This is a genomic window from Pseudomonas oryzihabitans (assembly GCF_006384975.1).
Taxonomy (GTDB): domain Bacteria; phylum Pseudomonadota; class Gammaproteobacteria; order Pseudomonadales; family Pseudomonadaceae; genus Chryseomonas; species Chryseomonas psychrotolerans_B.
In genome coordinates this window covers 1,987,968-2,014,632 of record NZ_CP021645.1, presented here as the reverse complement: position 1 = coordinate 2,014,632, position 26,665 = coordinate 1,987,968, and the positions used below count along the sequence as shown (strand labels likewise).

Genomic DNA, 26,665 nt, shown 5'->3' with positions numbered 1-26,665 from the left:
GCGGACTGCCTGCCTGGATCTCGCCGCGGGGGTCGGCGCGACCAGTCACTTGAGTATTGGTCAGCCTGGGCAAAGGTCCAGCCTGGGCTGGACATTTTTTAAACAGTTTTGGAATAGCACCGCTCTGGCACTGGGCTTATCTGGCTGGTTCGTGGCTTAGAAGCGCGCCAGCGCCCGGATCAGGTCCAGGGTCTGCTCCAGCACGTGCTCGCTGGTATAGAAGTGCGGTGACAGCCGAATGCCCGGTCCACGCTGGGCGCAGATGACATCGGCGGTCTTGAGGCGCTCGAACAGCTGGCGGTTGTCCCAGCCTTCGAGCGAGAAGGTGAGGATGCCGGAGCGACGCTGCGGATCGAGCGGCGAATGCAGGACGGCACCGGGCAGCTGGCGGATCTGGCTGTCCAGCAGTTCGACCCGCGCCAGTAGGTCCTGGCCCACCTGGGCCATGCCAGCATCCTCCAGCAGCGACAGGCTGGCCTCCAGGGCCACAGCGCCGAGCATGTTCGGACTGCCACATTCGAAACGCATGGCCGTCTTCGCCGGTTGCCACTCTCGCTGGCTGTAGTCACCGGCGTTGTCCAGCATATGCCAGCCGTATTCGTGGAGCTTAAGTTGCTCGCGCAGATCGGCGCGGCAGTAGAAGACCCCCAGGCCTTCCGGGCCGAGCATCCACTTGTGACCGTCGGCCATGGCGAAGGCGCAGTTGCAGGCCTGCACATCGAAGGGCAGGGCGCCCAGTTGCTGGATGGCGTCGACGCACAGCAGCACGCTCTTGGCCTCGCACCCCTGGCCCAGGGCGGGCAGGTCGAGACGCAGGCCGCTGGCGTACTGCACGGCGCTGATGGCCATCAGCCGGGTACGAGGACCACAGGCGGCCAGCAGGTTGGCCTCGGGCGTCTCCCCGAGGGTCACTTCCACCACCTCGACGCCAAAACGCGACAGTGCCTCCCAGACCACTCGATTGGACGGGAACTCCTCGTCGCTGATCACCACCTGGTCACCGCTCTGCCAATCCAGGCCGAAGGCGACGAAGGACAGGGCCTCGGAGGTGTTCTTGACCAAGGCGATGTCGCTGCTCGCCGGGGCGTTGAGCAGACGCATCAGGCGCTCGCGCAGCCGCTGCTCCAGGCCCAGCCAGGTCGGGTAGTTGCGCGCACCGTACTGGCAGTTCTCGGCGGCGAATTCGGTGACGGCCTGCGCGGCGCGTTTGGGCCAGGGAGCTACCGCCGCATGGTTGAGATAGCGCATGGCGTAGGCCTGAGGGAATTCGTGCTTCCAGGAAGACATTGACTCGATCCGTACAATCTGGGTGTGATGGGGCATAATAAGGGGCGCGCCCGCGCTGTTCACCGATCCTGTCGGTCGAGCTCGCCCAAGGTGTGACGAAGTGCCGGTAAGCCGAGGGGAGGCCGGTAGTTCGAGGCCCTATCCTTTTCAAAAACAACAAGTGGGCTGCCATGCAGAAAGAATCCCGCAAGGTCCGCGAGTTCCGTCGCCGTGAGCAGGAAATCCTCGACACCGCGCTGCAACTCTTCCTCTCCGAAGGAGAAGACAGCGTTACCGTCGAGATGATCGCCGAGGCGGTCGGTATCGGCAAAGGCACCATCTACAAGCATTTCAATTCGAAGGCCGAGATCTACCTGCGGCTGATGCTGGATTACGAAAGGGATCTCGCCGAGCTGTTCCAGTCGGATAACGTCGCCCGGGACCGCGAAGCCCTCTCGCGTGCCTATTTCGAATTCCGTATGAGCGATCCGCAGCGCTACCGGCTGTTCGACCGACTCGAGGAAAAGGTGGTCAAGACACGGCAGGTGCCCGAACTGGTCGAGCAGTTGCACAGCATCCGCACCTCCAACTTCCAGCGGCTGACCAGCCTGATCGAAGGCCGCATCGACGAAGGCAAGCTCGAGGACGTGCCGCCCTATTTCCATTACTGCGCGGCCTGGGCGCTGGTGCATGGAGCCGTGGCCCTTTACCATTCGCCGTTCTGGCGCGACGTGCTGGAGGATCAGGAGGGCTTCTTCCAGTTCCTCATGGATATCGGCGTCCGCATGGGCAATCGCCGCAAGCGTGACGTCGAAACGCCTGTCCGATCCTAGGGTCCGATAGAGGCAAGGGATGCCGCGCCATCCCTTTTCTCTTGTTCTAGTGGAGTTCCCAAGATGATCGTCGACCGCCAGGGTAGGGCGTTTCGCAACTTGCGGATCAGCCTCACGGCGGCCTGCAACTATGCCTGTACGTATTGTGTGCCCAATGGCAAGCGACTCGTGGCTGCGCAGGACGAACTCAGTGCCGAGACCATGGCGCGTGGGGTGGAATACCTGATCGATGCCGCCGGCATCGAGCGGCTGCGCATCACCGGGGGCGAGCCCCTGGTCACGCCGCGGCTGGAGCCGTTCCTCGCACGCGTGGCGCAGCTCGGCCTCAAGGACATCAGCCTGACCACCAATGGCCAGCTGCTGTCGCGCAAACTCGAATTCCTCATCGATCACGGCATCCGTCGGCTGAACGTGTCTCTCGACACCCTCGATGCCGAGGCCTTTCCGCGCCTGGCGCGCGGTGGCGATCTGGCCACGGTGCTGGCCGGTCTCGAAGAGGCACGCGCGGCCGGACTGAAGATCAAGCTCAACATGGTGCCCCTGCGCGGCCAGAATCTCGACCAGGTGCTGCCGCTGCTGGACTACTGCCTGGAGCGCGGCTTCGAACTCAGGTTCATCGAACTGATGCGCATGGGCCATCTGGCCAAGGACCCGGTGAGTTTCAACAACCAGCTGGTGCCCCTGGCCGAGTTGCTGGAGATCATCGGGTCGCGCCATGCCTACGTGCAGGCCGATGCGCCGGTGGATTCCACCGCCCTGCGCTACCGGGTGGAGGGGGGCGGTCACTTCGGCATCATCGCCAACGAGAGCGTGCCCTTCTGCCGGACGTGCTCGCGCCTGCGGCTATCGTCCACCGGCTGGCTGCATGGCTGCCTGTCTTCGAGCAATCGCCACTATGTCGGCGATCTGCTGGACAAGCCGCGTCATCTGGCCTTGCCTGCTCTGCAGCGGCTGCTGGTCAAGGCGCTGGGCGACAAGCAAGACCTCGCCTTCTCCGGTGGCGTGACGGTGATGAAGATCATCGGCGGTTGAGTCCAGAGCTGGCGCGAAAGCTGCTAAAGCCTCTGCATCGACGGCATCTTGGCGCCGGGCAGGGGCTTTTCATGATCCAGGGTTTGCGTTTTATCGGGGTGGCTGCACTGGCGCTCGGCCTCGGCGGCTGCATGAGCGTCAGTGACATGGCATCGGGTGTGGAATACCAGATGCGCGACGCCGGGCTGCTGGACTACAGCCATACCCAGCGGCTGAACAATTTCCGCTTGCAGGCCGATTCCTTCATCTACATCGCCCAGGGGGCCTTCGTCCCGCCGGGCTATCCCTACGCCCGTCCCAACGTGGTCGCGGAAGAGGCCTTCGATGGCTTCGTCGAGTACTTCCCGCGGGTGCGCCGGGCACCCAAGCCGGAAGGCTTCGACCAGGCCATGGCCGAGGCGCGCCAGTTCGGTGCCCACTACCTCCTCTATACCCGCTTCGCTGCGGCGGATGACCGCATCGGAACCTGGGAGGAAATGGAGGATCAGGATGATATCGGTCGCGTCGGGCGCGATCGTAGCGTGGTCCAGATGATGCTGGTGGAGGTCGCCACCTTCCGCCTGGTGGATACTGCCCGCATTCGTAGCCGCGGCGGCTTCTTGACGTTCTACGACGAACGCCCGGAAGACCTCTTGGCGCCGGCGCTGCAGCAATACGCCCAACGTCTGCTCGGGTTGGGCCCCAGGTAAAGGAGCGGGACGTGAGCCAGGGTGACGTGACACGGAATCTGCTGGCGCAATTGCCGGCGGTGCAGGAGGGCAGCTTGCCGCCGGTGCACCTCTGGCATCCACCCTTCTGCGGCGACATCGACATGCGCATCGCCCGGGACGGCACCTGGTATCACCAGGGCACGCCCATCACCCGGCCGGCCATGGTGCGCCTCTTCTCTACCATCCTGCGCCGTGACCCCGAACGCTATGTGCTGGTGACGCCGGTGGAGTGCGTGGGCATCCAGGTGGAGGACGTGCCCTTTCTTGCGGTGGACGTCGAGTGGCGCGGCAGCGGGCAGGAGCAGGAGCTGGATTTTCTGACCAACGTAGGTGATCGGGTTGCCGCAGGTGCCGAGCATCCACTGCGGTTTGCCGAGCAGGATAGCCAGCCGGCGCCCTATGTGCAGGTACGCGGTGGCCTGGAGGCCCGACTCAATCGAGCGGTGTTCTACCGACTGATGGAGCGGGTCGAGCAAGGTACATACGAGGGGCAGACGTGGCTCGGCCTCTGGAGTCGTGGGGCGTTCTTTCCCGTCGCTCCCGCCGAATAGCAAAAGGGCCCTGCCAGTCAGTTAAGGACCGACCGCAGTCCATGCTGCGCGTTCAGCTACCTTGGCTATTACGAAAACGCCGCGTGCTCTTCACAAGAATGCGGCGTTTTGGTGACTGATCGGCGTTGGGCCAAGGTGAGGTGATTTCATAGACCACCTCCTAGCCCTCTAGTCGTTGCCTTAATCGCGGCCATGGGCCGCTCCTACAGGTACATCGTGCCTTTGTAGGAGCGGCCCATGGCCGCGACAAGGCTTAACTCATCGGCATTATCCCTAAGGAGCCCTTTCTCATAGCTTACATGTTGGGGTAGTTGGGGCCGCCACTGCCTTCCGGCGCCACCCAGGTGATGTTCTGCGCCGGGTCCTTGATGTCGCAGGTCTTGCAGTGTACGCAGTTCTGGGCGTTGATCTGGAAGCGTGGCTCGCCGCCATCGCGGACCACCTCGTAGACCCCGGCCGGGCAGTAGCGCTGGGCGGGTTCGTCGTACAGCGGCAGGTTCTGGGCGATGGGGATCGACGGGTCCTTGAGCTTCAGGTGAACCGGCTGGTCTTCCTCGTGGTTGGTGTTGGAGAGGAATACCGAAGAGAGCTTGTCGAAGCTCAGCTTGCCGTCCGGCTTGGGATAGCTGATGCGCGGGGCCTCGTCGGCCTTTTTCAGGCAGGTGTGGTCCATGCGCCGGTCGTGCAGGGTGAAGGGCAGGGCGCCACCCAGCAGGTTATGTTCGACGAAGGCGAAGGCCGGGCCGAGTAGCGGACCGAACTTGTGCATGGCCGGACCGAAGTTACGGCTGGCATGGAGTTCTTCCTGCAGCCAACTGCCCTTGAAGCCGTCCACGTAGCCCTGCAGCTCGTCACCCTCACGACCGGCGGCCAGGGCGGTGACGATGGCGTCGGCGGCGAGCATGCCGGACTTCATCGCGGTGTGGCTGCCCTTGATCTTGGCCGGGTTGAGGGTGCCCAGGTCGCAACCGATCAGGGCGCCGCCCGGGAAGACCATCTTCGGCAGGGAGTTCAGGCCGCCCTTGACCAGGGCGCGGGCGCCGTAGGAGACGCGCTTGCCGCCTTCCAGGTACTGGGCCACCACCGGGTGGTGCTTGTAGCGCTGGAATTCGTCATAGGGCGACAGGTGCGGGTTGCTGTAGGCCAGATCGACGATCAGGCCGACCACCACCTGGTTGTCTTCCAGGTGATAGAGGAAGGAGCCGCCCGGATTTTCCTTGTCCAGCGGCCAGCCGGAGGTGTGGATCACCAGGCCCTGCTCGTGCTTGGCCGGATCTATCTCCCACAGTTCCTTGATGCCGATGCCATAGTGCTGCGGATCGGCGCCTTCGCCGAGCTTGAATCTCTGGCCGAGCTGCTTGCCCAGGTGGCCACGGCAGCCTTCGGCGAACAGGGTGTACTTGCCACGTAGTTCCATGCCGGGGGTGTAAACGCCTTCCTTGGGCTGGCCTTCGCGATCCACTCCGAGGTCACCGGTGATGATGCCGCGCACCACGCCCTGTTCATCGATCAGTGGTTCCTGGGCGGCGAAGCCGGGATAGATCTCCACGCCCAGGGCTTCGGCCTGCTGGCCCAGCCAGCGGCAGAGGTTGCCCAGGGAGATGATGTAGTTGCCTTCGTTGTGCATGGGCTTGGGCACGAAGAAGTTGGGCACCTTGGTGGCCTGGCGCTCGTCCTTGAGCAGGTAGATGTCATCGCGCTTGACCGGGGTGTTCAGCGGCGCGCCCAGCTCCTTCCAGTTGGGGAACAGCTCGTCCAGCGCCCGGGGTTCGAAGACCGCACCGGAAAGAATGTGGGCGCCGACTTCGGAGCCTTTCTCGACCACGCACACGCTGATTTCCTGGCCCTGTTCGGCAGCCTGCTGCTTGAGGCGACAGGCCGCGGACAGGCCCGCGGGGCCAGCCCCGACGATCACCACGTCGAATTCCATGTATTCGCGTTCCACGGCTCACTCTCCTCAGGCAAAACTCACGATCTGGTTATTTATGTGGGGGTACAACAAAAGACTTCATTATATCCGTGGTGCTCCCTGGCACCCATTCAAACGTTTGTTTAAATTTTCTGCAAGCCTGTTAGACTCGGGAGCGACTGACCCCCTGACGGACTGTCGCGTTGACCCCTGCTGTCATGGAGGTCAACATAGGAAGAATTTGCAATAAGGTTGGACCGACAGGGGTCGTGTCTAACGCAAGGCCGCCTTGGCGTCCTGTTTATTCACCAGAATAAATCGAGGGATTCATGAAGGTTCTCGTAGCTGTCAAACGCGTGGTGGACTACAACGTCAAGGTCCGCGTCAAGGCCGACCAGACCGGTGTCGACCTGGCCAACGTCAAGATGTCCATGAACCCCTTCTGCGAAATCGCCGTGGAAGAAGCGGTGCGCCTGAAGGAAAAGGGCATTGCCAGCGAGATCGTGGTGGTGACCGCCGGTCCCGCTCAGGCGCAGGAACAACTGCGTACCGCCCTGGCGCTGGGCGCCGATCGCGCCGTGCTGATCGACACCGGCGCTGCCGAACTGTCGTCGCTGACCACCGCCAAGCTGCTCAAGGCCGTGGTGGACAAGGAGCAGCCGCAGCTGGTGATCCTCGGCAAGCAGGCCATCGACAGCGACAACAACCAGACCGGCCAGATGCTGGCCGCCCTGACCGGCTTCGCCCAGGGTACCTTCGCCTCCAAGGTGGAGCAGGCCGGTGATGGCCTCAACGTGACCCGCGAGATCGATGGCGGTCTGCAGACCGTGGCGCTCAAGCTGCCGGCGGTGGTGACTACCGACCTGCGCCTGAACGAGCCGCGCTATGCCTCGCTGCCCAACATCATGAAGGCCAAGAAGAAGCCGCTGGAAACCCTGACTCCCGACGCCCTGGGCGTGGCGGTCAAGGCCTCCTACGAGGTGGTCAAGGTGGAAGCGCCGGCTGGCCGCCAGGCGGGCATCAAGGTCAAGTCCGTGGCCGAACTGGTCGAAAAACTCAAGAACGAAGCTAAGGTGATCTGATGGCCATTCTCGTCATTGCCGACCACGACAACGCCAACCTCTTCGGCGCTACTCTGAACACCGTCGCCGCGGCCCAGGCCATCGGTGGCGACATCCACGTGCTGGTCGCCGGCCAGAACGCCCAGCCGGTCGCCGAGGCCGCCGCCAAGGTCGCCGGCGTCAGCAAGGTGCTACTGGCCGACAACGCCGCCTATGCCCACCAGCTGCCGGAAAACATCGCGCCCCTGGTGGTCGAACTGGCCGGCAACTACAGCCACGTGCTGGCCGCCGCCAGCACCAACGGCAAGAACTTCCTGCCGCGCGTCGCGGCGCTGCTGGACGTCGACCAGATTTCCGAGATCATCGCCGTCGAATCCGCCGACACCTTCAAGCGGCCGATCTATGCCGGTAACGCCATCGCCACCGTGCGTTCCACCGCCCCGATCAAGGTGATCACCGTGCGCGCCACCGGTTTCGATCCGGTCGCCGCCGAGGGTGGCTCCGCCGCCATCGAGGCCGTGAGCGCGGTCAAGGACGCCGGGATTTCCAGTTTCGTCGGCGAAGAGCTGGCCAAGTCCGACCGTCCCGAACTGGGCGCCGCCAAGGTGGTGGTCTCCGGTGGTCGCGGCCTGCAGAACGGCGACAACTTCAAGATCCTCTACGCCCTGGCCGACAAGCTGGGCGCGGCGGTGGGTGCCTCGCGCGCCGCGGTGGACGCCGGTTTCGTGCCCAATGACATGCAGGTCGGCCAGACCGGCAAGATCGTCGCCCCCCAGCTGTACATCGCCGTGGGCATCTCCGGTGCCATCCAGCACCTGGCGGGCATGAAGGACTCCAAGGTGATCGTCGCCATCAACAAGGACGAGGAGGCACCGATCTTCCAGGTGGCCGACTACGGCCTGGTGGGCGATCTGTTCGAGCTGGTGCCGGAGCTGGAAAAGGCCATCTAAGGCGCTTCCGCTCGCAAAAAGCCCGCCCTCTGGCGGGCTTTTTCATGGGCGCGCCGATGCTTAGCGTAGGGCCTCTGGCATCGAGCATGAGCATTCCGCTGCTTTGTCGTTTTTGGACATTGCCGCGTTGGGAACGGAAGCGGTAAGGTCAGTGCCAGCTGTACCGGTATACCTTCAGGGTAGCCTGCTACTGTTCCGCTCTCGTCCAGGAAGACGCTATGACCAACCTGTTGCTCTACCAGCGCATCGCCCAGCAACTGGCGAACGACATCCGCACGGGGGTCTACAAGCCTGGCGAGCGGGTGCCTTCGGTGCGCAAACTGAGCCAGCAACTGGGGGTTAGCCATGCCAGCGTCCTGCAGGCCTACGCCACCCTGGAAGACCAGGGCCTGATCCGCGCCCGGCCGCAGTCGGGTTTCTATGTGCACCAGACGCCTGCCCTGACCGCGCCGACCCCGGACATCGCCACCGTGGAGCGGCCGAGTCTGGTAACCCGCGCCGGGATCATCAACCAGGTGCTGGCCGAATCGCGCCGCGAAGGCGTGGTGCCCCTGGGCATGGCGGTGCCCCAGACCGATTACCTGCCGCTGCGGGCCCTGCACCAGCAGCTGTCCAAGGTGACCCGTTTCCAGGCCCGGGCGGCTTTCTCCTATCTACACAGCCCTGGCTTCGAGCCCTTGCGCCGCCAGGTGGCTATCCGCCTGCGTGACGCGGGAGTCGTGGTGGGGCCGGAGGAGGTGGTGATCACCCATGGCTGCCTGGATGCCCTGCAGATGTCGCTGCGGGTGCTGACCAAGCCCGGCGATCTGATCGCTACCGAGTCACCGTCCTATTACGGGCTGCTGCAATTGGCTGAGGTCTTGGGCCTCAAGGTGATCGAGATCCCTTGCGATCCCGAGACCGGCCTCAGCGTCGAGGCGCTGCAACTGGCGGCGAGTCAGTGGCCGGTCAAGGCCCTGGTGCTGGCCGCCCGCCTGAGCAACCCGCTGGGTGGCAGCATGCCGGAAGCGCGGCAGAAGCAGCTGCTCCGGCTGGCAACCGAGCGCAACATCGCCATCGTCGAAGACGACATCTACGGCGAGCTGACCTATGACAGCGGCTCCAAGGCGCTCAAGGCCCTCGACAAGCAGGGGCGCGTCATCTACTGCTCAAGCTTTTCCAAGACCATCTCGCCGGGGGTGCGCATCGGTTGGGTGGTGGCCGGTCCCTACCAGGACGACATCTGCCGGCTGCAGACCTTCACTACTCATTCCGCCTGCAGCGTGACCCAGATGGGGGTGTCCGCCTACCTGGAAAACGGCGGCTATGACCGCCACCTGCGCGCCATCCGCCAGGAATACCGGCGCAACATGACCGCCTTCCAGTTGGCGATCCAGGAGCATTTCCCCGAGGGCACCCAGATGAGTCGCCCCAATGGCGGCTTCATCCTCTGGGTCAGCCTGCCGGTGCGGGTGGATACCCGCCTGCTGCACCAGCGAGCGCTGGATCAGGGGGTGAGCATCGCGCCTGGCATGATCTTCAGCAACACCGACCAGTTCAACCACTGTATCCGCCTGAATTGCGGGCTGCCCTGGGGGCGCGATGCCCAGCGGGCGCTGATGACCCTCGGCCTGCTCGCTCGTCAGCTCTGCCAGGAAACCCTGGCCGCCTAGCGGAATAGCTGGAACCCGCTCCACGGCGCTCGGGTCGGTTGTAGTGACTGATCCTGCCGCGCTCCCGGTCGAGGCGCGGCGCCTGGTGGACGGTGAACTATGCGCGGATACGGGGCTGTGCCGGTGGCGGCGTTGCTGTTGCTCATGTTGGGTTGCGACAACGACTCGCCCCCTTCAACGACCAAGGCGCCTCCGTCTGTCGATTCCCCTGCGGCGACCGCGCCGCCGCCTGTGGTGAGCGAACGGCAGGGCAGCGCTGCCGACCTGCGTGCCCTGCGCCTGGACCCGCTGCCGGCAAAGGCTTTCGACCTGCCTGCGCCGCCACCGAAGAAAAAGGACTTGGCCAGGAACACCCAGCTGAAGAAGCCCGTTTCGACCAAAGAGGTCCCGGTCGTCCAGCGCCCCCTGGATCTCAGCGTTCCCAGCGAGGCCGCCAAGCCGCACACCCTGATGTCGCGGCAAGTCACGCCAAAGCAATCCGAGAAGGCCCTCGCCGAAGCCGGCCTGCTGCCGGAAATGTTCCATCGGGATGACAACGCCGGGCGTTTCGAGCTGGGTGGACGCGTGATCAGCCGTGATCGCAGCGACGATTTCGAAGGGGCGGAAGTCGAGCTGCGCTTTCGTCGCTAGCCCGGCGCCACTGCTGAACATGGCCTCGGAACTTCATCGCCCTCCCGCTTGCCGACAGTTCAGGTGGCGGACAGCTCGTCTGCCTGAATTCGGGAGCTTTCCATGCCCAGTGCGACAGGCAAGATTCGTTATGCGGTGGTAGGTGGTGGTTGGATTTCCCAGGGTGCTTTCATGCCTGGAGTAGGCCAGACCGATAACTCGGAGATGACCGCCCTGGTCACCGGCGATCCGATCAAGGCGCGGGACCTGGCGGCCAAGTACGGACTCAAGAGTTATACCTACGAGGAATTCCCGACCCTGCTTAAGTCGGGCGAGATCGATGCCATCTATCTTGCTACCCCCAATTTCCGCCATCTGGAATTCGCGGTACCGGCGCTGGAAGCGGGTATCCACGTCCTGCTGGAAAAGCCGATGGCGATCAGCGAGGAAGAGTGCCGCGCGATCAACACCGCGGCCGAGCGCTCCGGTGCCAAGCTAATGATCGCCTATCGGCTGCATTGCGAGCCGGGTACGGTGGAGATGATCGAGCGGGTGCGCAATGGCGAGATCGGCGATCCGCGGCTGTTCACCTCGACCTTCGTCCAACCGCTCGACACCGCCAATCACCGCGCGCAACACGGTTTCTGGGCGGGCCCGGTCACCGACATGGGCCCCTATCCGCTCAATGCCGTGCGCTCGCTGTTTGGTGACGAGCCCATCGAAGTCGCTGCGGTCGGGGCGCGGACGCCCGGGCGCGATGTCACCACCTGGGACGCCGTGACCGTGACGCTGCGTTTCCCCGAAGAGCGGCTGGCCAGTTTCACCGTCAGTTTCAGCGGGCCCAATACCGAGCGCTTCCAACTGGTTGGCAGCAAGGGCGAGATCGAGGCTTCGCCGTGCTTCGGTTTCGGTGAGGGCGTCGCCATCGGCTATCGCTTGACGGTGGGCGGCGAAACCACGGAGCACAAGGCGCCGGTGGTCGATCACTTCGGCGGCGAGACGGCCTATTTTTCCGACTGCATCCTCAAGGATCGTCAACCGGAGATGGATGGCGAAGAGGGTTGGCGGGACGTGCGGGTACTGGCAGCCATCGAACGGGCCCTGGAGAGCGGTGCGCCGCAGCGTCTGGAGCCCTTGCCCAAGCGTCAGGGACCGACGCGGGAGCAGGGGCGGAGCCTCCCCCTGGCCAAGGTGCCCGAGTACGTCAATACCAAGGAGCCGCTGGAGTCCTGATGCAACGAGGCCCTGCCGCACGGGGATGCGGCAGGGCCTCGCGGTGCGCCAGGATCGCTGTCAGCGGTCCTGGGCCTCCTTGGCGTCCATTTCGGCATTGCGCTGCCGGATCTTGGCTTTCTGCTCGTCGGTCAGGGGCACCTTGCGGGCCGTGTCCTTGAGCATGAGTAGGCTGCCGACCACGGAGCCTACGGCGATCAGCAGGATCAACCAGGCGTACCAGGGCATCTGTCTTCTCCTTGAGTGGCTATACGACTTCGACCACGGCAAAGCTTATCAGTGCGCCTGGCACGGGGCGTTCGTGCGTTTGCACCAGGCGGCGTAGCCCAGGTCATAGAGCCAGTTGAAGGCCAGGGTATAGGGCAGGAAGAACAGCAGCAGCCCCAGGTCCAGCAGCAAGGCTTCCCAAAGACCAATGGACAGCCACCAGGCGGCTAGCGGCACCAGCATCACTACCAGTCCGCCTTCGAAGCAAAAGGCGTGCAGCAAGCGCATGGACAGGCCCCGGGTGAAGCCCAGGCGTCGCTGCAGATGATCGAAGACCAGGTTGAAGACCAGATTCCAGAGCATGGCGACGGCGGAGAAGGCCGCGGTGAGCAGGCCCAGGTGTACCAGGGGTTTTTCCAGCAGCCAGGCCAGGGTCGGCGCGCAGAGCAGGATGGCGATGCCTTCGAACAGCAGGGCATGCAGCAGGCGGGCGCTGGTGGGGCGCTGGGTAAGAGTAGTGGACATAGGGCATCTCCCCAATGGACAGGGCCCTAGTGTCATCGGCTAGTCTAGGGAGATCAAAGTGGATTCCATAGGCTGAGCCGATATGTATCCCAATGCCGAAGCCCTGGAAGCCTTCGTCGAAGCGGCTGCCGCAGGCTCTTTCAGTGCTGCCGCGCGGACGCTGGGCAAGCGGCAATCCAGCATCAGCGAGAGCATCGCCCGCCTGGAGGACGAGCTGGGGGTGGTGCTGTTCGATCGCCAGGGACGCTATCCGGTGCTCACGGCGGCGGGTGAGCAATTGCTCGACCAGGCCCGTGCCGTGCTGTCGGCCCACGACCGGCTGGCCAATCGCGCCACCCAACTGGCCGCAGGTGTGGAGCCGCGGCTGACCCTGGTGATCTCCGATACCTATCAGCCCACCCGTTACGAGGCACTGTTGGTGGAGTTGGACCAGCGCTATCCGGATCTCGAATTCGAATGCCTGATCGCCGAGGACGCCGATGTGCTCAGCCTGGTGCAGGGGCGGGCGGATCTGGGTCTCCTGGCCGCGCAGTCGCCGTATCCGGCGGACATCGAGTTCGCCACCCTGGACGGCCTGGTGGCGCTGGGACTCTATGTGGCGCGGAGTCACCCCTTGGCAGGGCGAGAAGGACTCACCCACGCGGATCTGGCGCCCTACCGCCTGTTGCGTCTGAGTACCGTGACCGAAGCGCCACCCCAGGCCTGTCGCCTGCCGGATACCCGTGGCCGTTGCTGGTCGGCGCCCGACTACCTGCTGCTACTGGACATGGCGGTGCAGGGCTTCGGCTGGGCCGAACTGCCGCACTGGCTGGTGGCAGGATTCGGCCAGGAGCGCCTGGTGGAGCTGGCGGTACCGGGCTGGCCGCAACGGGTGGCGGTGGATGTGGTCTGGTCGCGTCGCAGGCCCTTGGGACCGGCGGGCAACTGGTTGCGTGAACGGCTGCTCAGGCCGAGCTGACGCCTTGAGCTCTGGGTGGAAGGCCCAGCCGGGCAGCGACCGGACAGCGATCAGTGCCCACGCCGCGCTTTTCTGCGAAAATGCCGGCCTTTGCCGTTTTGCCGAGAGCCCCCATGTCCGCCTGTTCGTCTCCGATCATCGTCGCCCTGGATTTTCCCTCGTCGTCCGCCGCCCTGGCCCTGGCCGACCGGCTCGACCCCGCTACCTGCCGGGTCAAGGTCGGCAAGGAGCTGTTCACCGCCAGCGCCGCCGGTGTGGTGGAGGCGCTGCGTAAGCGTGGCTTCGAAGTCTTTCTCGATCTGAAATTCCACGATATTCCCAACACCACCGCCATGGCGGTCAAGGCTGCGGCGGAAATGGGCGTCTGGATGGTCAACGTCCACTGCTCGGGCGGCCTGCGCATGATGACCGCCTGTCGCGAGACGCTGGAGGCCTTCCAGGGACCCAAGCCGTTGCTGATAGGCGTGACCGTGCTGACCAGCATGGAGCGCGAGGACCTGGCCGACGTCGGTCTGGACGTGGATCCCCAGGAGCAGGTCCTGCGCCTGGCCGGTCTGGCCGCGCGTGCCGGTCTGGACGGCCTGGTGTGCTCGGCCCAGGAGGCGCCGGCGCTCAAGGCCGCGCAACCGGCACTGCAACTGGTCACCCCCGGCATCCGCCCGGCCGGTAGCGCCCTGGACGACCAGCGCCGCATCCTCACCCCACGCGAAGCCTTGGATGCCGGCTCCGACTACCTGGTGATCGGTCGCCCCATCGCCCGGGCAGCCGATCCGGCGCGGGCGGTGGAAGAGATTCTCGCCAGCCTGAAATAAGCGGTAAACCTCCTGGGCGGCGGTCCCCGGCAAAAGGTGCTGCTATTCTCGTCTTGCAGGCCGACGCCTTCTCATGTCGGCGCAAGGCGAGAGACCTCAGGGCATGCACGATAGGTTGAACGCCTGTCTCAAGGCGGTAGACGGCGTTTTGTTGGGCAAGGAAACCCAGGTCAGGCTGGCGCTGGCCTGCCTGTTGGCGCGGGGGCACCTGCTGATCGAGGACCTGCCCGGCATGGGCAAGACCACCCTCAGCCATGCCCTGGCCAAGGTGCTGGGGCTGTCCTTCCAGCGCATCCAGTTCACCTCGGATCTGTTGCCCGGCGACATCCTCGGCACCTCGGTGTTCGATCGCGACAGCGGCCAGTTCGTCTTCCATCCCGGACCGGTATTCGCCGAGTTGTTGCTGGCCGACGAGATCAATAGAGCCACGCCGAAGAGCCAGAGTGCGCTACTCGAAGCCATGGAAGAGGGGCAGGTGACCATTGAGGGTGCCACCCGGCCGCTGCCCGAGCCCTTCTTCGTCATCGCCACCCAGAATCCGGTTTCCCAGGGCGGCACCTTCGCCTTGCCGGAGTCCCAGCTCGACCGCTTCCTGATGCGCCTGTCGCTCGGCTATCCGGGCCGTGCGGCGGAGCGGGCGCTGCTGCTCGGCGGCTCCGGGCGCGAGCAGCTGCCGCGGCTGGAGCCGCTGTTGGATCATGCCCAGCTGCGGCTGATCCAGGCCGAGGTGCCGCGCATCCATGCCAGCGAAGCGGTGGTGGACTATGTGCTGCGCCTGGTGGAGGCGACCCGTACCCAGGCCTCCTTCGCCCTGGGGCTGTCACCCCGTGGCAGCCTGGCGCTGCTGGCGGCGGCGCGGGCCTGGGCGCTGCTGGCCGGTCGCGACCATGTGTTGCCCGAGGATGTCCAGACGGTGCTGCCGGCGGTGGCGGGGCATCGCCTGCGCGACATCGCCGACCCGGCCGGGCACGGCGGCGGTGCCCTGGTGCAGTGGCTGCTGCGCGAAGTCCCGGCGCTGTGACCGGCGGCGCCTGGCAGCGCTATCGAGACGGTTGGCTGGCGCGGCGGATACCGCCGGCCAATCGCATCACCCTCGATCAGCGCCGCATCTTCATCCTGCCCACCCGCCAGGGAGCGGCCTTCGCCGTGGCCCTGCTGCTGATGCTGCTGGCCGGCATCAACTACCAGAACAGCCTGGCCTATGGCCTGACCTTCCTGCTGTTCTCCCTGGCCCTGGTGGCCATGCTGCACACCTATCGCAACCTGGCCGGTCTGCAACTGGCCGGTGGTGGTGCCAGCCCGGTGTTCGCCGGGGAGGCGGCGGGCTTTCGCCTGCGCCTGGAAAGTGATCGGCGCGCGCATCAGGCCATCGCCCTGGGCTGGCGCGGCGAAGCGCTGATCCTGAGCGACGTGCCGGCGGGGGAGAGTGTCGCCCTGCAGGTCTTCCATCCGGCGCCGAAGCGGGGTTGGCTCAGGCCCGAACGCCTGCGGGTGGAAAGTCGCTTTCCCCTGGGCCTGTTCGTCGCCTGGAGTTGGCTGGATCTGGACGTGCGCGCCCTGGTCTATCCGCGGCCGCTGGAGGCGGCGCCACCGCCGCGTAGTGGCGAGGACAGGGGCGGCGAGGAAGGCCAGCGCCAGGCGGGGCAGGGCGCCGATGACTTCCAGGGGCTGCGACCCTATCAGCCGGGTGATTCGCGGCGGCGGCTGGACTGGAAAGCCTTTTCCCGCGGCCAGGGATTGCTGGTGAAGGACTTCACCGCCCTGGCCGGCAGCGAACTCTGGCTGGATTTCAGCGTGCTCGATGGCGATACCGAGACGCGGCTGTCCTGGCTGTGTCAGGCGGTGCTGGACGGCAGCGCGCGGCAGTTGAGATTCGGCCTGCGGTTACCTGGCGTCGAACTGCGCCCGGCGACCGGTGACAACCAGCGCGACGCGGCGCTCCAGGCCCTGGCCCTGTTCGGGCGGTCGGTATGAGCGCCAGCATCCCGCAACCCATCCCGCGCATCGCCCTGATCTGGCTACTAGTAGCGCAGGCGCTGGTGATCCTGCCGCACCTCACCCATCTGCCGCCCTGGGTCGGGCTGCTCTGGGCCTTCTGTGCCGGTTGGCGGGTACTGCTGTTCCGCATGAAGGTCCGGGCGCCCACCCGTATCGAGAAGGGCGGGCTGCTGCTGTTGACCATGGGCGGTATCTGGCTGTCCCGTGGCTCCTTCATCGGCCTGGATGCCGGCGCCGTGCTGCTGCTGGTGACCTTCGCGCTCAAGCTGATCGAGATGCACAGCCGGCGCGATGCGCTGGTGGTGATCTACCTGGGCTTCTTCGCCGTGGTGATCGCCTACCTGTTCGAGGATGGTCTGCTCGCCGCGCTCTACAGCCTGTTGCCGGTGACCGCCCTGGTGGCGGCGCTGATCGGCCTGCAGCAAAGCGCCCTGGCCAGCCGGCCGCTGGCCACCCTGAAGGTCGCCGGCTCCCTGCTGTTGCAGGCGGTGCCGCTGATGCTCCTGCTGTTCCTGGTGTTTCCGCGGATCGGTCCGTTGTGGTCGTTGCCCCAGCCGGGCGACCAGGCGCGTACCGGGCTGGGCGAGAGCATGGCGCCCGGGGAGATCGCCCAGCTCTCGCAATCCGCCGAGCGGGTGTTCCGCGTCAGCTTCGATGGCGAACGGCCGGCGCAGCGCGACCTCTATTGGCGCGCCACCACCTACGAACATTTTGATGGCACGCGCTGGTCGGTCGATCCCGATACGGCCTGGAGTCCGGAGCCGGCCTGGACGCCCCGCGGGCCCAGCCTTGCGTACCAGGTGATCATGGAGCCCAGCGGGCGCCCCTGGCTCTATGGACTGGACGTGGCGCGCAGCGACCAGCGCGACGTGCGCCTGGTCAGCGATTTCCATCTGCAACGCCGGCGGCCGGTGGACCAGGCGCTGCTCTATCGGGCGACCAGTTGGCCCCAGGCGCTGCGCGAGCCCGGCCGGCTATCCGCCTCCAGCCAGCGCCGTGCACTGCAACTCCCCAGCGGCGGCGAACCCCGTACCCGCGCCTGGGTCGCCCAGCTCAAGGCTCGCTATCCGGCACCCGAGGCGCTGGCGGGGGCGATTTTGGCCTATTTCCGCCAGCAGCCCTTCGCCTACACCCTGCAACCGCCCACGGCGAGCGTCGATGCCATCGACGCCTTCCTGTTCGACAACCGCCGCGGCTTCTGCGCCCACTATGCCGGCGCCATGACCTTCGCGCTGCGCGTGGCGGGCATACCCGCGCGAGTAGTGGCCGGCTACCAGGGCGGTGAATTCAACGCGGCCGGCGGCTACCTGCTGGTACGGCAATTCGATGCCCATGCCTGGGTGGAATACTGGCTGCCGGAGCGCGGCTGGGTCAGCGTCGATCCCAGCGCCCAGGTGGCGCCCGAGCGGGTCGAGCGCGGCTTGCAGGAAGCCCTGGCGGCCCAGGGCGCGGCCAACGAATTCCTCGCCGAAAATCCCTTCGCCGCCGATCGCTATCGCAACCTGGCCTGGCTCACCAGCCTGCGGCTGGGCTGGGACAGGATCAACTATGGCTGGCAGCGCTGGGTGCTCAACTACGAAGGGGATACCCAGGGCGAGTTGTTCAAGCGCCTGCTGGGAGAAGGCTCGCTGCAACGCCTGGGGCTGCTGCTGGCTGGCATGGTGCTGGCGGTGCTCGGGGTGATGGCGCTGCTGGTGCTAAAGCCTTGGCAGCGCCAGCGAGACCCGCTGCTGGCGCGCTTCGCCCAATTCGAGCGGCTGCTGGCGCGCCAGGGGGTGATTCGCCACAGCGGCGAGCCCGCCGGTCGCTTCGCCCAGCGGGCGATAGTGGCCCTACCCGCGGCGCGAGCGGAGATCGCCGCCTTCGCCGAGGAATTCCAGGCCCAGCGCTATGCCGGTCGGCGGCCGGACCCGGCCGCGCTCAGGCGAGCATTGCAACAGCTGAGACGCGGGCTGCGGGGGCGTCAGGCGCGTAGCGACTGAGGACCGGGAAGGACCTCGGGCTCTTGCAGCGCGAAGGCCACCAGGCAGACCACGGCGGCCAGGATCAGCGCCTGGGGATGTTGGCTGCCCAGGGCCAGGGCCACGCAGCCGAGGCCGAGCAGCAACAGGACGACAGACGTGAGGGTGTTGACCGAGCGCATGGCGGTTCTCCGAAAAAGTGCGGGCATCTTGCCGCCTGTCGGGCAACCGCGCGAATGCGCTCTCGCTATGGAGGCTATAGGCGCAACTGGCGGATCGCCTGATTCAGGGTTCCTGCGAGGGCGGCCAGTTCGGTGCTGGTGCTGGCCGACTCCTGCGTCAGCAGCATGGTCCTTTCCGTGACATCGCGGATGCCTACCACCGACCTGCTCATCTCTTCCGCCACCTGGGCCTGCTGTTCCGCGGCCACGGCGATCTGGGTGTTGCTGTCGCGCATCAGGGTCACCGCGGCGGTGATGTCGGCCAGGGCCTGCCCGGCGGCGCCGGCCTGGACCACGCAGTCGTCGGCCTTGAGCGAACTCTCGCGCATGAATTCCACGGCATCGCGGGTGCCGGCCTGGAGGCTATCGACCATGCGGGTGATTTCGTCAGTGGAGCCCTGGACTCGCTTGGCCAGGTTGCGCACTTCGTCGGCCACCACGGCGAAACCCCGTCCGGCTTCGCCCGCCCGGGCGGCTTCGATGGCGGCGTTGAGCGCCAGCAGGTTGGTCTGCTCGGCGATGCCGTGGATGACGTTGACCACGCTGGTGATGCGTTCGCTGTTCTCGGCCAGTTCCTGGATCATCACCGCGGTCTGCTGCACGCCTTGCGACAGGTCGGCGATGGAATGGCTGACGAGATCCACCGCCTGCTGACCGGCGCCGGCCAGGCGGTCGGCTTCCCGGGACTGGTCGCGGGTGCCGGCGGCGTGCTCGGCGATCTGCTGCACGGTGGCACTCATCTCGTTGATCGCCGTGGCGGCCTGGTCGGTCTCGTGCTGTTGGTCCAGCATACCGCCGCGCACGCCCTGCATGCCGCTGGCCAGGCGTCCGGCGCCTTCGTCCAGCCGCGCGGCGCTGGCGGCCACGGTGCCGACGACGCGGGTGTAGCTGTCCTGCATGGCGTTGAAGGCCTGGGTCATCTGCCCGACCTCGTCGCGGCCACGTACCTCGACCCGAGCGGTGAGATCGCCGTCGCGCTCCACCCGCAGCATGGTGTCCTTGAGCCGCTGCAGATTGCCGAGGATGAAGCGGATCAAGAGTTGCGAGGCCACCAGCAGTACCAGCATGAGTACACCCACGGCCAGGGCGTATTCCGGGGCACGGGCCAGGAAAACCTCGCCGAAGGTCGGGGCGCTCAGGTTGGCGGCCGCCTCACCCAGGGCGCTCTTGACTGCCTTGAGCTGTTCGGCGCGACCCGCGACTTCCAGTTGCATGGCGAACAGCACCAGCAAGAGACTGGTGACGAAGGCGACGGCATTGACCGCCCAGAATTTGTACTTGAGGGAGATATCGCGCAGCCAGGCGAACATAGAGGGCATCCAGTCGGCGGGGCCGTACAGCCTGACAGGCCGAGGCAACCCGGATCTTGACTGGCGTCAACGTCTTGCGAGAAGGCGTCTGACGCCGTGGAATAAGCCCAAAGGTTAACGGCGTTTGCCGCCTCGACTTTAGCGCGACCGCGCCCCGCTGCTAGTCGAATTCCTCGGTCCGCTCTGGCATGCGGACTTCCGGCAGGCCGAAAAAGGCGCGGGCGGTGGCGGTGGTGTGCAGGGCGGTCTGCTCGGGCGTCTCATGGCGCAGGCGGGCCACGGTGCGCAGAATCTCCGGCAGGAAGGCCGGCTCGTTGTGGCCATGGCGCGGCTTGGGTCGGAGGGTGCGTGGCAACAGATAGGGCGCGTCGGTTTCCAGCATCAGGCGGCCGACCGGGATCTGGCCGACCAGCTCGTGCAGGTGCAGGCCGCGGCGTTCGTCGCAGATCCAGCCGGTGATGCCCAGGTGCAGGTCGAGATCCAGATAGCCGTAGAGCGCCTTGCGCTCGCCGGTGAAGCAATGCACCACGGCGGCCGGCAGGTGGTCGCGATAATCGCGCAGGATCGCCAGCATCCGCTCGCTGGCGTCTCGCTCGTGGAGGAATACCGGCCGGCGCAGCTCGGCGGCCAGCGCCAGTTGCTCCTCGAAGCAGCGCTCCTGCTGGGGGCGCGGGGTGAAGTCGCGATTGAAGTCCAGCCCGCATTCGCCCAGGGCGCGGACCTTGGGTTGGCTGGCCAGGTCGCGCAGGGCCTTGGCGGCACTGGCGTTCCAGGTTGCGGCTTCGTGGGGATGGACCCCGGCGGTGCTGAACAGCGCCTCGCCGGCGTCCAGGCGCAGGCAGAGATTAAGGGCGTTCTCGCTGTCGTCCAGGGTGGTGCCGGTGAGCACCAGTTGCACCACGCCAGCGGCCTGGGCCCGTTCAACCACCGCGTCCACCTCCTTGAGCAGACTGGGATGGGTGAGGTTGACGCCGATGTCGATCAATTGCATGGTGCGGACCTTCAATTAGAGTCTGTTCAGGATCTCGCGAGCTAGAGCCAAACAAGGCGAAAAGGCCTGAGGAAGCGGAGTTTACAATTAGTAAATGAGCATTCCGAAGGCGTTTTCAACGCAGTTTGGCCGACGCGCAGCAGATTATGAACAGACTCTATCCCACCATTCTATCCGTAGTCCGGGTGCTGTCGGCGTTGTCCCGGCCAGGTCAGGAGTCCTGGATGCCGTTTCGATTCACGCTTGCCGTCCTGGGCTGCGTGCTCGCCTGTTCCGCCCAGGCCCGCCTGGGCGCCTTGCCGCCCGAGGCGCCCCGCCACGTCGTGGCGCGCGATCTGGCCGCCATCGAGCGCGCCGGCGAGTTGCGCGTGTTGGTCAACCAGAGTCGCCACAGCTCGGGCGAATGGAATGGCCAGGCCCTGGGCGTCGAATATCGCCGGCTACAGGCCTTCGCCCATTATCTGCAGCACCAGCCGGGCGGACGGCAGCTGCGCCTGGTGTTCGTCCCCAAGGCCAAGGATGACTTGCTGCCGGCCCTGCAACGCGGCGAGGGCGATCTGGTGGCACCAGGGGAAACCCTGCTGCCGCCTGCGCACTCGGCGCTGATCGCCGCCGCGGTGGCAGCGCCGGCCAACCTGGTGGTGGTCGGCGGTCGTGGCCAGCGCCTGCCACGGCATCTGGAACAGCTGGCGGGGCGCCAGGTGGTGCTGCCCCAGGGTAGCGCTGCCGGCCCGGCCCTGGCGCGGCTCAACGCCCAGCTGGAAAGGCGCAAGTTGCGACCGGTGCAGATCGAATGGGCCGATCCGACCCTGGCGGTGGAAGATGTCCTGGAGTTGACCCAGGCCGGCATCTATCCGCTCACCGTTGTCGAATCCGGGCTGGCCCACCGCTGGGCGCGGGTGCTGCCCCGGCTGCGGGTGGCCGACCGGGTAGTGGTGGCCCATGACCAGGCGCAGCTCTGGTATCTGCGTACTCCGGCGCAGCAGCTCGCTCAAAAGGTGCGCGCCTTCGCCCGGCAGCCCCAGGCGCGGGATGACGAAAAGGCCTTTCGCCAGGCCTCCGCGCGCCGCTACCAGGTGCGCAACCCCTTGCTGGGCAACGAACGGCGCCGCCTGGCCAAGATCCGGCCGCTGTTGCAGCGCTACGCCAAGGCCTACGACTTCGACTGGTTGACCCTGGCCGCCATGGCCTACAAGGAATCCGGGCTCGATCCCCATGCCCGTGGCGCCGGGCGTGCGGCGGGGCTGCTGCAGATCACTCCGCAGGCGGCGCGCAGCGTCGGGGTGCGCGATATCCATTCCGCCGAGGGCAACGTCAAGGCCGCCACCCGCTATCTCGCCCGGCTGCGCCGGGAATTCTTCTCCAGCCCACGGCTGAGCGAGCGTGAGCGCCGAGCCTTTACCCTGGCGGCCTATAACCTTGGCCCGGAACGGGTCCAGGCGCTACGCGCCAAGGCACGCAAGCAGGGACTGGACGGTGATCGCTGGTTCTTCCAGGTCGAGCGCGTCGCCGCCGAAGAGGTGGGCATCGGGGTGGTCAACTACGTCGACAGCGTCAACAAGTACCGGGTGGCCTTCAGCCTTGAGCGTACCCGGCTCGAAGCACCCACGGTGGCCGCCACGACGACCACCGCGCGGCGTGGCGATGACGGCTGAAACCGGCTTGACAGGGCAAGCGGGGCCTCCCTAGGATGACCCCGCGCCGATTTAAACAGCAACTTGCGGGGCGCTCCCAAATACCGCTAAAGCGCTGGACGGAACAGGCCTCGTACTACCGCCCAGCTGGACCTACGAGGCGGAATCCTGTCCATGCTTCCTCTCCCGCTACGCCTTACCCCGCTGACCCAGGGCAAGCTCGCCTGTCATCCCGCCATCCTGCTCGGCGGCCCCGACCAGCCCACCCTGCTGCGCTATCTCGAAGGCTGGCCCAAGCGCTGGCCCCACAGCCGTACCCTGCAGATCCGTTTCGCCGATCAGGCCGAGCAATTGCGCGGCTTCGGTAACGACAGTTTCGACTTCGCTGTGGTGCAGTCACCCGGGAGGGCGGGTCTCGAACCCCTGGTGCGGGAGTTGACCCGGGTGGCGCGGCAGGGTGTGATCACCCGGCGGCGCTAGCCCTCACTCGTCCGGATAGGCGATCTCGACGATATACCAGCGCTGTTCGCCTGCCGGCGTCTGCAAGCGGACTTCGGCGTCCAGAGCCTTGCCGACCAGCGCCCGCGCCAGGGGCGAGTCGATGCTGATGAGGTTCTGCCTGAGGTCGAGTTCGTCCGGGCCGACGATGCGATAGCGCTTCTCGGTGCCTTCCTCGTCTTCCAGGGTGACCCAGGCACCGAAATAGACCTTGCCCGGATCGGCCGGTCGTTCGCGGATCACCTTGAGATTCTCCAGGCGCTTGCGCAGGAAGCGCACCCGGCTGTCGATCTCGCGCAGCATCTTCTTGCCGTAGATGTACTCGGCGTTTTCCGAGCGATCGCCCAGGGCAGCCGCCTCGCTCACCGCCTGGGTGATCTGGGGCCGCCGCACGTTCCAGAGTTCGTGGAGTTCGGCGCGCAGCCGTGCCTCGCCGGCCGGTGTGATCAGGGGCGTGCCGGCGGTGCGCGGCGGTCGATAACGGCTCATGGATCAGCTTTCTCTCAGGATCAGTAACGGACTGGCGGTGATGGCCCGCCGCGTGCCCAGCAGGCCAGCCACGCCGACCAGCAGGGCACCCAACACCGGCAAGAGCAGGAGCCAGGGATGGGGTTGCCAGTCGAGGTCGAAGGCCAGCCGGTAGAGTAGGGCGCTGACGATCTCGCAACCGAGCGCCGCGAGCAAGCCGCTGGCGCCGCCGAGCAGGATGAATTCGGTGCGCCGCGCCCGTTGCAGTAGTTCGCGCCGGGCGCCCAGGGCGCGCAGCAGGGCACCCTGGCGGATGCGCTCGTCCAGCGTGGCCTGCAAACCGGCCAGCAGTACGGCGATGCCGGCGGCCAGCACGAACAGCAGCACGAATTCCACCGCCACGCTGACTTGGCGCAGGATGCTGCGCAGTTGATCGAGCAGGGCGTCGATGGGCAGCAGCGTCACCGCCGGGAATTGGCGGGCCAGAGCCAGCAGTTCGCGATCATGACCGGGGGGCAGATAGAAGCTGCCCAGGTAGGTGACCGGCACCCCCTCCAGGGCACCTGGCGCGAAGATGACGAAGAAGTTGGGCTGGAAATTGTCCCAACTCACTTGGCGCAGGCTGGTGACCCGCGCCTCGATCTGGCGATCGCCGATGACGAAGCCGAGGGTGTCGCCCAGGCCGACGCCGAGACTGCGCGCCAGCTCGCTTTCCAGCGAGACGCCGGGCAGGTCGCCGGCTGGCACGGCATCCCACCAGTGACCGGCTTCGAGGCGATTGCCGTCCGGCAATTGCGCCGACCAGGTCAGGTTGAGGTCGCGCCGGGTCGCCCGTCCACCGCGGGAGTCATCTTCCAGGCCTTCCTGGGCCGGGTGCCCCTTCACCGTGACCAGCCGCCCCTGGACGATGGGGTAGAGCGGACTGGCATGGGGTGAAAGAGCCGCGACCGCCTGGGCAAAGGCTTGGCGTTCATCCGGCAGCACGTTGAGGGCGAAATGATTGGGCGCCTCGGCCGGCAGTTGCGCCTGCCAGCGCTCCAGCAACTCGCCGCGCAGCAGCACCACCAGGCTCATGGCCAAGAGGATCAGGCCGAAGGCCAGCGTCTGGCCCACCGCCGCCAGCGGATGCCGCAGCAACTGGCCCAGGCCCAGCCGCCAGGCCAGGGGCGCTCCTTGCAGCGCCTGGCGCAGACCGCGCAGGGCCAGGTAGAGCAGGCTGCCGAACAGCAAGCCGGCGACCAGGCCACCGACCAGCAGGGCCAGGGTCAGGCGCAGGTCCAGCGACAGCCGCCACATGATCAGCCCGAGGGCGAGCAGGGCGGAGCCATAGACCAACCAGGTGCGCAGGGGCACCGGTTGCAGATCGCTGCGCAGCACTCGCAAGGGCGGTACCCGGCCCAGGGCGGCCAGCGGTGGCAAGGCGAAGCCGGCCAGGGCGACCAGGCCGGTACCCATGCCGGCCAGGGCTGGCCCGATCCCGGCCGCGGGCAGGCGCGCCGGCAGCAGGCCATGCAAGAGCTGGAACAGCACCAGCTGCGCCAGCCAACCGAGCAAGGCGCCGAGCAGACTGGCGGCCAGGCCCAGCAGCCCCAGCTGCAGACCATAGAGCAGCAGGGCATCGCGGCGGGTCAGGCCGAGGCAGCGGAGCAGGGCGCTGGCATCGAAACGCCGCGCGGCGAAGCGATTGGCCGAGAGCGCCACTGCCACGCCGGCCAGCAACACCGCCACCAGGCTCGCCAGGCCGAGATAACGCTGGGCCCGCTCCAGGGCATTGCCCAGCTGCCGATTGCCGTCGCCCGGTCCTTCGAAGCGCTGGTTGGCGGCGAGGTCGGGCGTGAGCGCCTGGCGATAGCTGGCAAGCGCCGCCGGTTCACCGCGCCAGAGTTCGCGGTAGCGCACCCGGCTGCCGGGCTGGATGACGCCGGTGGCGGCCACATCGTCGAGATTGATCAGCACCCGTGGCGTCAGGCTGTAGAAGTCGCCGGCCCGATCCGGTTCGGCGGTGAGCACCCGGGTGATGGTGAGTGGCTTGCGGCCGATGTCGAGTCGATCGCCGACCCGCGCATCCAGCGCCAGCAACAGCCGTGGCTCGACCCAGGCCTCGCCGGGGGCCGGCGCGCCACCCGCCTGGTCGGGCGCATCCGGCGCCGCCGCGCTACGTACCTCGCCGCGCAACGGAAAGTTCGCCTGCACCGCCTTGACGCTGGCCAGTTGCAGGGCCTCGGCGCCCGCCGCCATGGTGCTGAACGTCAGGGTACGACTGTGTGTGAGGCCGAGCCGCAGACCGGCCTCCACCTGTTCGGGGCGGGCTGGTTCGCTGCCCAGCAACACCAGGTCGGCAGCGAGGAATTCGCTGGCGCGCGTCTGCATGCCAGCTCCCAGGCGTGCGGTGAAATAGCCGATGGCGACGCTGGCGGCCACGGCCACCACCAGGGCCAGGCAGAGCATGCGGATCTCTCCCGCGCGCAGCTCGCGCAGGGTCTGGCGCCAGGCCAACAGGAACAACCGCGTGAGCGGCAGGCCGGTGCCGGTCATGCCGCGACCCGCCGACCGCCTTCCAGGCGCAATTGCCGAGCACAGCGGGCAGCCAGGCGTTCGTCGTGGGTCACCAGTACCAGGGTGGTGCCTCTTTCCCGGTTGAGTTCGAACAACAGGTCGCTGATGTGGGCACCGGTGCGGCTGTCGAGATTGCCGGTCGGTTCGTCGGCGAAGAGGATGCTCGGCCGCGGCGCGAAGGCCCGCGCCAGGGCCACCCGCTGCTGCTCACCGCCGGAGAGCTGGCGGGGGTAGTGGCGTAGCCGTTCGCCGAGGCCGACCCGCTCCAACAAAGCCGTCGCCTGCTCACGGGCCTGGCGGGCGCCTTCCAGCTCCAGTGGCAGCATCACGTTCTCCAGTGCCGTGAGGCTGTCGAGCAACTGGAAGGACTGGAAAACGAACCCCACCCGTTCCGCCCGCAGGCGGGCGCGGGCATCTTCGTCGAGGGCGCCCAGGCGCTGGCCGGCGAGCTCCACCTCGCCGGAGCTGGGCAGATCGAGACCGGCCAGCAGGCCGAGCAGGGTGGACTTGCCGGAACCTGAGCTGCCGACGATGGCCAAACTGTCGCCGGCCTGAACATCCAGATCCAGGGCCTGGAGGATCGGCAAGGCGCCTTCCGCGCCGGTGACGACCTTGCTAAGGTCGCGTGCCCGCAAAATGACTTCGCTCATGAGGTATCCAATGCCGTATCCGAAGGGCCCGCAAGCGGGCGGCTGTGGCGAGTTAGAGTCAAAAACCGCG

Annotated in this window: 26 protein-coding genes; 16 read left to right on the top strand and 10 right to left on the bottom strand. The window is 66.5% G+C overall.

The window, feature by feature from the left end:
- Nucleotides 1-156: 156 nt before the first annotated feature.
- The gene (locus CCZ28_RS08900; RefSeq protein ID WP_140217503.1) at nt 157-1,287 is read right to left on the bottom strand and encodes an aminotransferase class V-fold PLP-dependent enzyme; all 1,131 of its coding nucleotides are present in this window, start codon (nt 1,285-1,287) and stop codon (nt 157-159) included.
- A 170-nt stretch (nt 1,288-1,457) separates the two neighbouring features.
- Here CCZ28_RS08900 and CCZ28_RS08895 point away from each other — a divergent pair, with 170 nt between their 5' ends.
- The 4 genes from CCZ28_RS08895 to CCZ28_RS08880 all read left to right on the top strand — a co-directional run bounded on the left by CCZ28_RS08895 (nt 1,458) and on the right by CCZ28_RS08880 (nt 4,392).
- Nucleotides 1,458-2,099 carry a TetR/AcrR family transcriptional regulator gene (locus tag CCZ28_RS08895; protein ID WP_058764584.1) on the top strand — a complete coding sequence of 214 codons (642 nt, stop codon included), beginning with the start codon at nt 1,458-1,460 and terminating at the stop codon, nt 2,097-2,099.
- A gap of 63 nt (nt 2,100-2,162) precedes the next feature.
- Nucleotides 2,163-3,131, top strand: a complete 969-nt coding sequence (locus tag CCZ28_RS08890; RefSeq protein WP_058785531.1) for a GTP 3',8-cyclase MoaA — start codon at nt 2,163-2,165, stop codon at nt 3,129-3,131.
- A gap of 71 nt (nt 3,132-3,202) precedes the next feature.
- Nucleotides 3,203-3,820: a DUF4823 domain-containing protein gene (locus CCZ28_RS08885; RefSeq protein ID WP_140217502.1), complete on the top strand. Its 618-nt coding sequence runs from the start codon at nt 3,203-3,205 to the stop codon at nt 3,818-3,820.
- Between the two features lie 11 nt (nt 3,821-3,831).
- Nucleotides 3,832-4,392 (top strand): DUF1285 domain-containing protein, encoded by a 561-nt coding sequence (locus tag CCZ28_RS08880; RefSeq protein WP_140217501.1) that lies wholly within the window; start codon nt 3,832-3,834, stop codon nt 4,390-4,392.
- Nucleotides 4,393-4,687: 295 nt separating this feature from the next.
- Here CCZ28_RS08880 and CCZ28_RS08875 read toward each other — a convergent pair whose 3' ends face one another.
- Nucleotides 4,688-6,337 (bottom strand): electron transfer flavoprotein-ubiquinone oxidoreductase, encoded by a 1,650-nt coding sequence (locus tag CCZ28_RS08875; RefSeq protein WP_140217500.1) that lies wholly within the window; start codon nt 6,335-6,337, stop codon nt 4,688-4,690.
- Between the two features lie 293 nt (nt 6,338-6,630).
- Here CCZ28_RS08875 and CCZ28_RS08870 point away from each other — a divergent pair, with 293 nt between their 5' ends.
- The 5 genes from CCZ28_RS08870 to CCZ28_RS08850 all read left to right on the top strand — a co-directional run bounded on the left by CCZ28_RS08870 (nt 6,631) and on the right by CCZ28_RS08850 (nt 11,806).
- Complete coding sequence (locus CCZ28_RS08870) at nt 6,631-7,383, top strand: electron transfer flavoprotein subunit beta/FixA family protein (protein ID WP_140217499.1); 753 nt, start codon at nt 6,631-6,633, stop codon at nt 7,381-7,383.
- Nucleotides 7,383-8,312, top strand: coding sequence for an electron transfer flavoprotein subunit alpha/FixB family protein (locus CCZ28_RS08865; protein WP_058768595.1), 930 nt, complete (start codon nt 7,383-7,385; stop codon nt 8,310-8,312). The genes CCZ28_RS08870 and CCZ28_RS08865 overlap by 1 nt, the downstream gene beginning before the upstream one ends.
- A 218-nt stretch (nt 8,313-8,530) precedes the next feature.
- A complete protein-coding gene (locus CCZ28_RS08860; protein ID WP_140217498.1) occupies nt 8,531-9,964 on the top strand; it encodes a PLP-dependent aminotransferase family protein in 1,434 nt (477 codons plus the stop codon).
- A 123-nt stretch (nt 9,965-10,087) separates the two neighbouring features.
- Nucleotides 10,088-10,594: a hypothetical protein gene (locus CCZ28_RS08855; RefSeq protein ID WP_240795254.1), complete on the top strand. Its 507-nt coding sequence runs from the start codon at nt 10,088-10,090 to the stop codon at nt 10,592-10,594.
- A gap of 102 nt (nt 10,595-10,696) precedes the next feature.
- On the top strand, nt 10,697-11,806 hold the full coding sequence (locus tag CCZ28_RS08850) for a Gfo/Idh/MocA family protein (RefSeq protein ID WP_140217497.1): 1,110 nt from the start codon (nt 10,697-10,699) through the stop codon (nt 11,804-11,806).
- 60 nt (nt 11,807-11,866) lie between these two features.
- On the opposite strand, the gene CCZ28_RS08845 is transcribed toward CCZ28_RS08850, so the two are convergent.
- Both CCZ28_RS08845 and CCZ28_RS08840 read right to left on the bottom strand, forming a co-directional pair.
- Nucleotides 11,867-12,034 carry a DUF2897 family protein gene (locus tag CCZ28_RS08845; protein WP_140217496.1) on the bottom strand — a complete coding sequence of 56 codons (168 nt, stop codon included), beginning with the start codon at nt 12,032-12,034 and terminating at the stop codon, nt 11,867-11,869.
- Between the two features lie 48 nt (nt 12,035-12,082).
- Nucleotides 12,083-12,538, bottom strand: a complete 456-nt coding sequence (locus tag CCZ28_RS08840) for a multidrug/biocide efflux PACE transporter (RefSeq protein WP_140217495.1) — start codon at nt 12,536-12,538, stop codon at nt 12,083-12,085.
- Between the two features lie 82 nt (nt 12,539-12,620).
- Between CCZ28_RS08840 and CCZ28_RS08835 the strand changes: the two genes are divergently transcribed.
- The 5 genes from CCZ28_RS08835 (at nt 12,621) to CCZ28_RS08815 (ending at nt 18,288) form a co-directional block, all read left to right on the top strand.
- Nucleotides 12,621-13,496: a LysR family transcriptional regulator gene (locus tag CCZ28_RS08835; RefSeq protein WP_140217494.1), complete on the top strand. Its 876-nt coding sequence runs from the start codon at nt 12,621-12,623 to the stop codon at nt 13,494-13,496.
- Between the two features lie 113 nt (nt 13,497-13,609).
- Nucleotides 13,610-14,308 carry an orotidine-5'-phosphate decarboxylase gene (gene pyrF / locus CCZ28_RS08830; protein ID WP_140217493.1) on the top strand — a complete coding sequence of 233 codons (699 nt, stop codon included), beginning with the start codon at nt 13,610-13,612 and terminating at the stop codon, nt 14,306-14,308.
- A gap of 103 nt (nt 14,309-14,411) precedes the next feature.
- On the top strand, nt 14,412-15,329 hold the full coding sequence (locus tag CCZ28_RS08825; RefSeq protein ID WP_140217492.1) for an AAA family ATPase: 918 nt from the start codon (nt 14,412-14,414) through the stop codon (nt 15,327-15,329).
- On the top strand, nt 15,299-16,282 hold the full coding sequence (locus tag CCZ28_RS08820) for a DUF58 domain-containing protein (RefSeq protein ID WP_437179197.1): 984 nt from the start codon (nt 15,299-15,301) through the stop codon (nt 16,280-16,282). Before CCZ28_RS08825 ends, CCZ28_RS08820 begins: the two co-directional genes overlap by 31 nt.
- Nucleotides 16,279-18,288 (top strand): transglutaminase TgpA family protein, encoded by a 2,010-nt coding sequence (locus tag CCZ28_RS08815; RefSeq protein ID WP_140217490.1) that lies wholly within the window; start codon nt 16,279-16,281, stop codon nt 18,286-18,288. The genes CCZ28_RS08820 and CCZ28_RS08815 overlap by 4 nt, the downstream gene beginning before the upstream one ends.
- Here CCZ28_RS08815 and CCZ28_RS08810 read toward each other — a convergent pair.
- From CCZ28_RS08810 to CCZ28_RS08800, 3 genes are all read right to left on the bottom strand, one after another.
- Nucleotides 18,270-18,449, bottom strand: coding sequence for a hypothetical protein (locus CCZ28_RS08810; protein ID WP_140217489.1), 180 nt, complete (start codon nt 18,447-18,449; stop codon nt 18,270-18,272). The genes CCZ28_RS08815 and CCZ28_RS08810 overlap by 19 nt on opposite strands.
- Nucleotides 18,450-18,523: 74 nt before the next feature.
- A complete protein-coding gene (locus CCZ28_RS08805; RefSeq protein WP_140217488.1) occupies nt 18,524-19,798 on the bottom strand; it encodes a methyl-accepting chemotaxis protein in 1,275 nt (424 codons plus the stop codon).
- 160 nt (nt 19,799-19,958) lie between these two features.
- Complete coding sequence (locus CCZ28_RS08800) at nt 19,959-20,789, bottom strand: TatD family hydrolase (RefSeq protein ID WP_140217487.1); 831 nt, start codon at nt 20,787-20,789, stop codon at nt 19,959-19,961.
- A gap of 224 nt (nt 20,790-21,013) precedes the next feature.
- Between CCZ28_RS08800 and CCZ28_RS08795 the strand changes: the two genes are divergently transcribed.
- Both CCZ28_RS08795 and CCZ28_RS08790 read left to right on the top strand, forming a co-directional pair.
- Nucleotides 21,014-22,444, top strand: a complete 1,431-nt coding sequence (locus tag CCZ28_RS08795) for a transglycosylase SLT domain-containing protein (RefSeq protein ID WP_140217486.1) — start codon at nt 21,014-21,016, stop codon at nt 22,442-22,444.
- A gap of 153 nt (nt 22,445-22,597) precedes the next feature.
- A complete protein-coding gene (locus tag CCZ28_RS08790) occupies nt 22,598-22,903 on the top strand; it encodes a hypothetical protein (RefSeq protein ID WP_058764548.1) in 306 nt (101 codons plus the stop codon).
- Nucleotides 22,904-22,906: 3 nt separating this feature from the next.
- Here CCZ28_RS08790 and greB read toward each other — a convergent pair whose 3' ends face one another.
- Genes greB through CCZ28_RS08775 form a run of 3 tightly spaced genes read right to left on the bottom strand, consistent with a single transcriptional unit; the run spans nt 22,907 to nt 26,595 of the window.
- Nucleotides 22,907-23,410, bottom strand: coding sequence for a transcription elongation factor GreB (greB, locus tag CCZ28_RS08785; protein WP_140217485.1), 504 nt, complete (start codon nt 23,408-23,410; stop codon nt 22,907-22,909).
- A gap of 3 nt (nt 23,411-23,413) precedes the next feature.
- Nucleotides 23,414-25,924 carry an ABC transporter permease gene (locus CCZ28_RS08780; protein ID WP_140217484.1) on the bottom strand — a complete coding sequence of 837 codons (2,511 nt, stop codon included), beginning with the start codon at nt 25,922-25,924 and terminating at the stop codon, nt 23,414-23,416.
- The gene (locus CCZ28_RS08775; RefSeq protein ID WP_140217483.1) at nt 25,921-26,595 is read right to left on the bottom strand and encodes an ABC transporter ATP-binding protein; all 675 of its coding nucleotides are present in this window, start codon (nt 26,593-26,595) and stop codon (nt 25,921-25,923) included. The genes CCZ28_RS08780 and CCZ28_RS08775 overlap by 4 nt, the downstream gene beginning before the upstream one ends.
- Nucleotides 26,596-26,665: the final 70 nt, after the last annotated feature.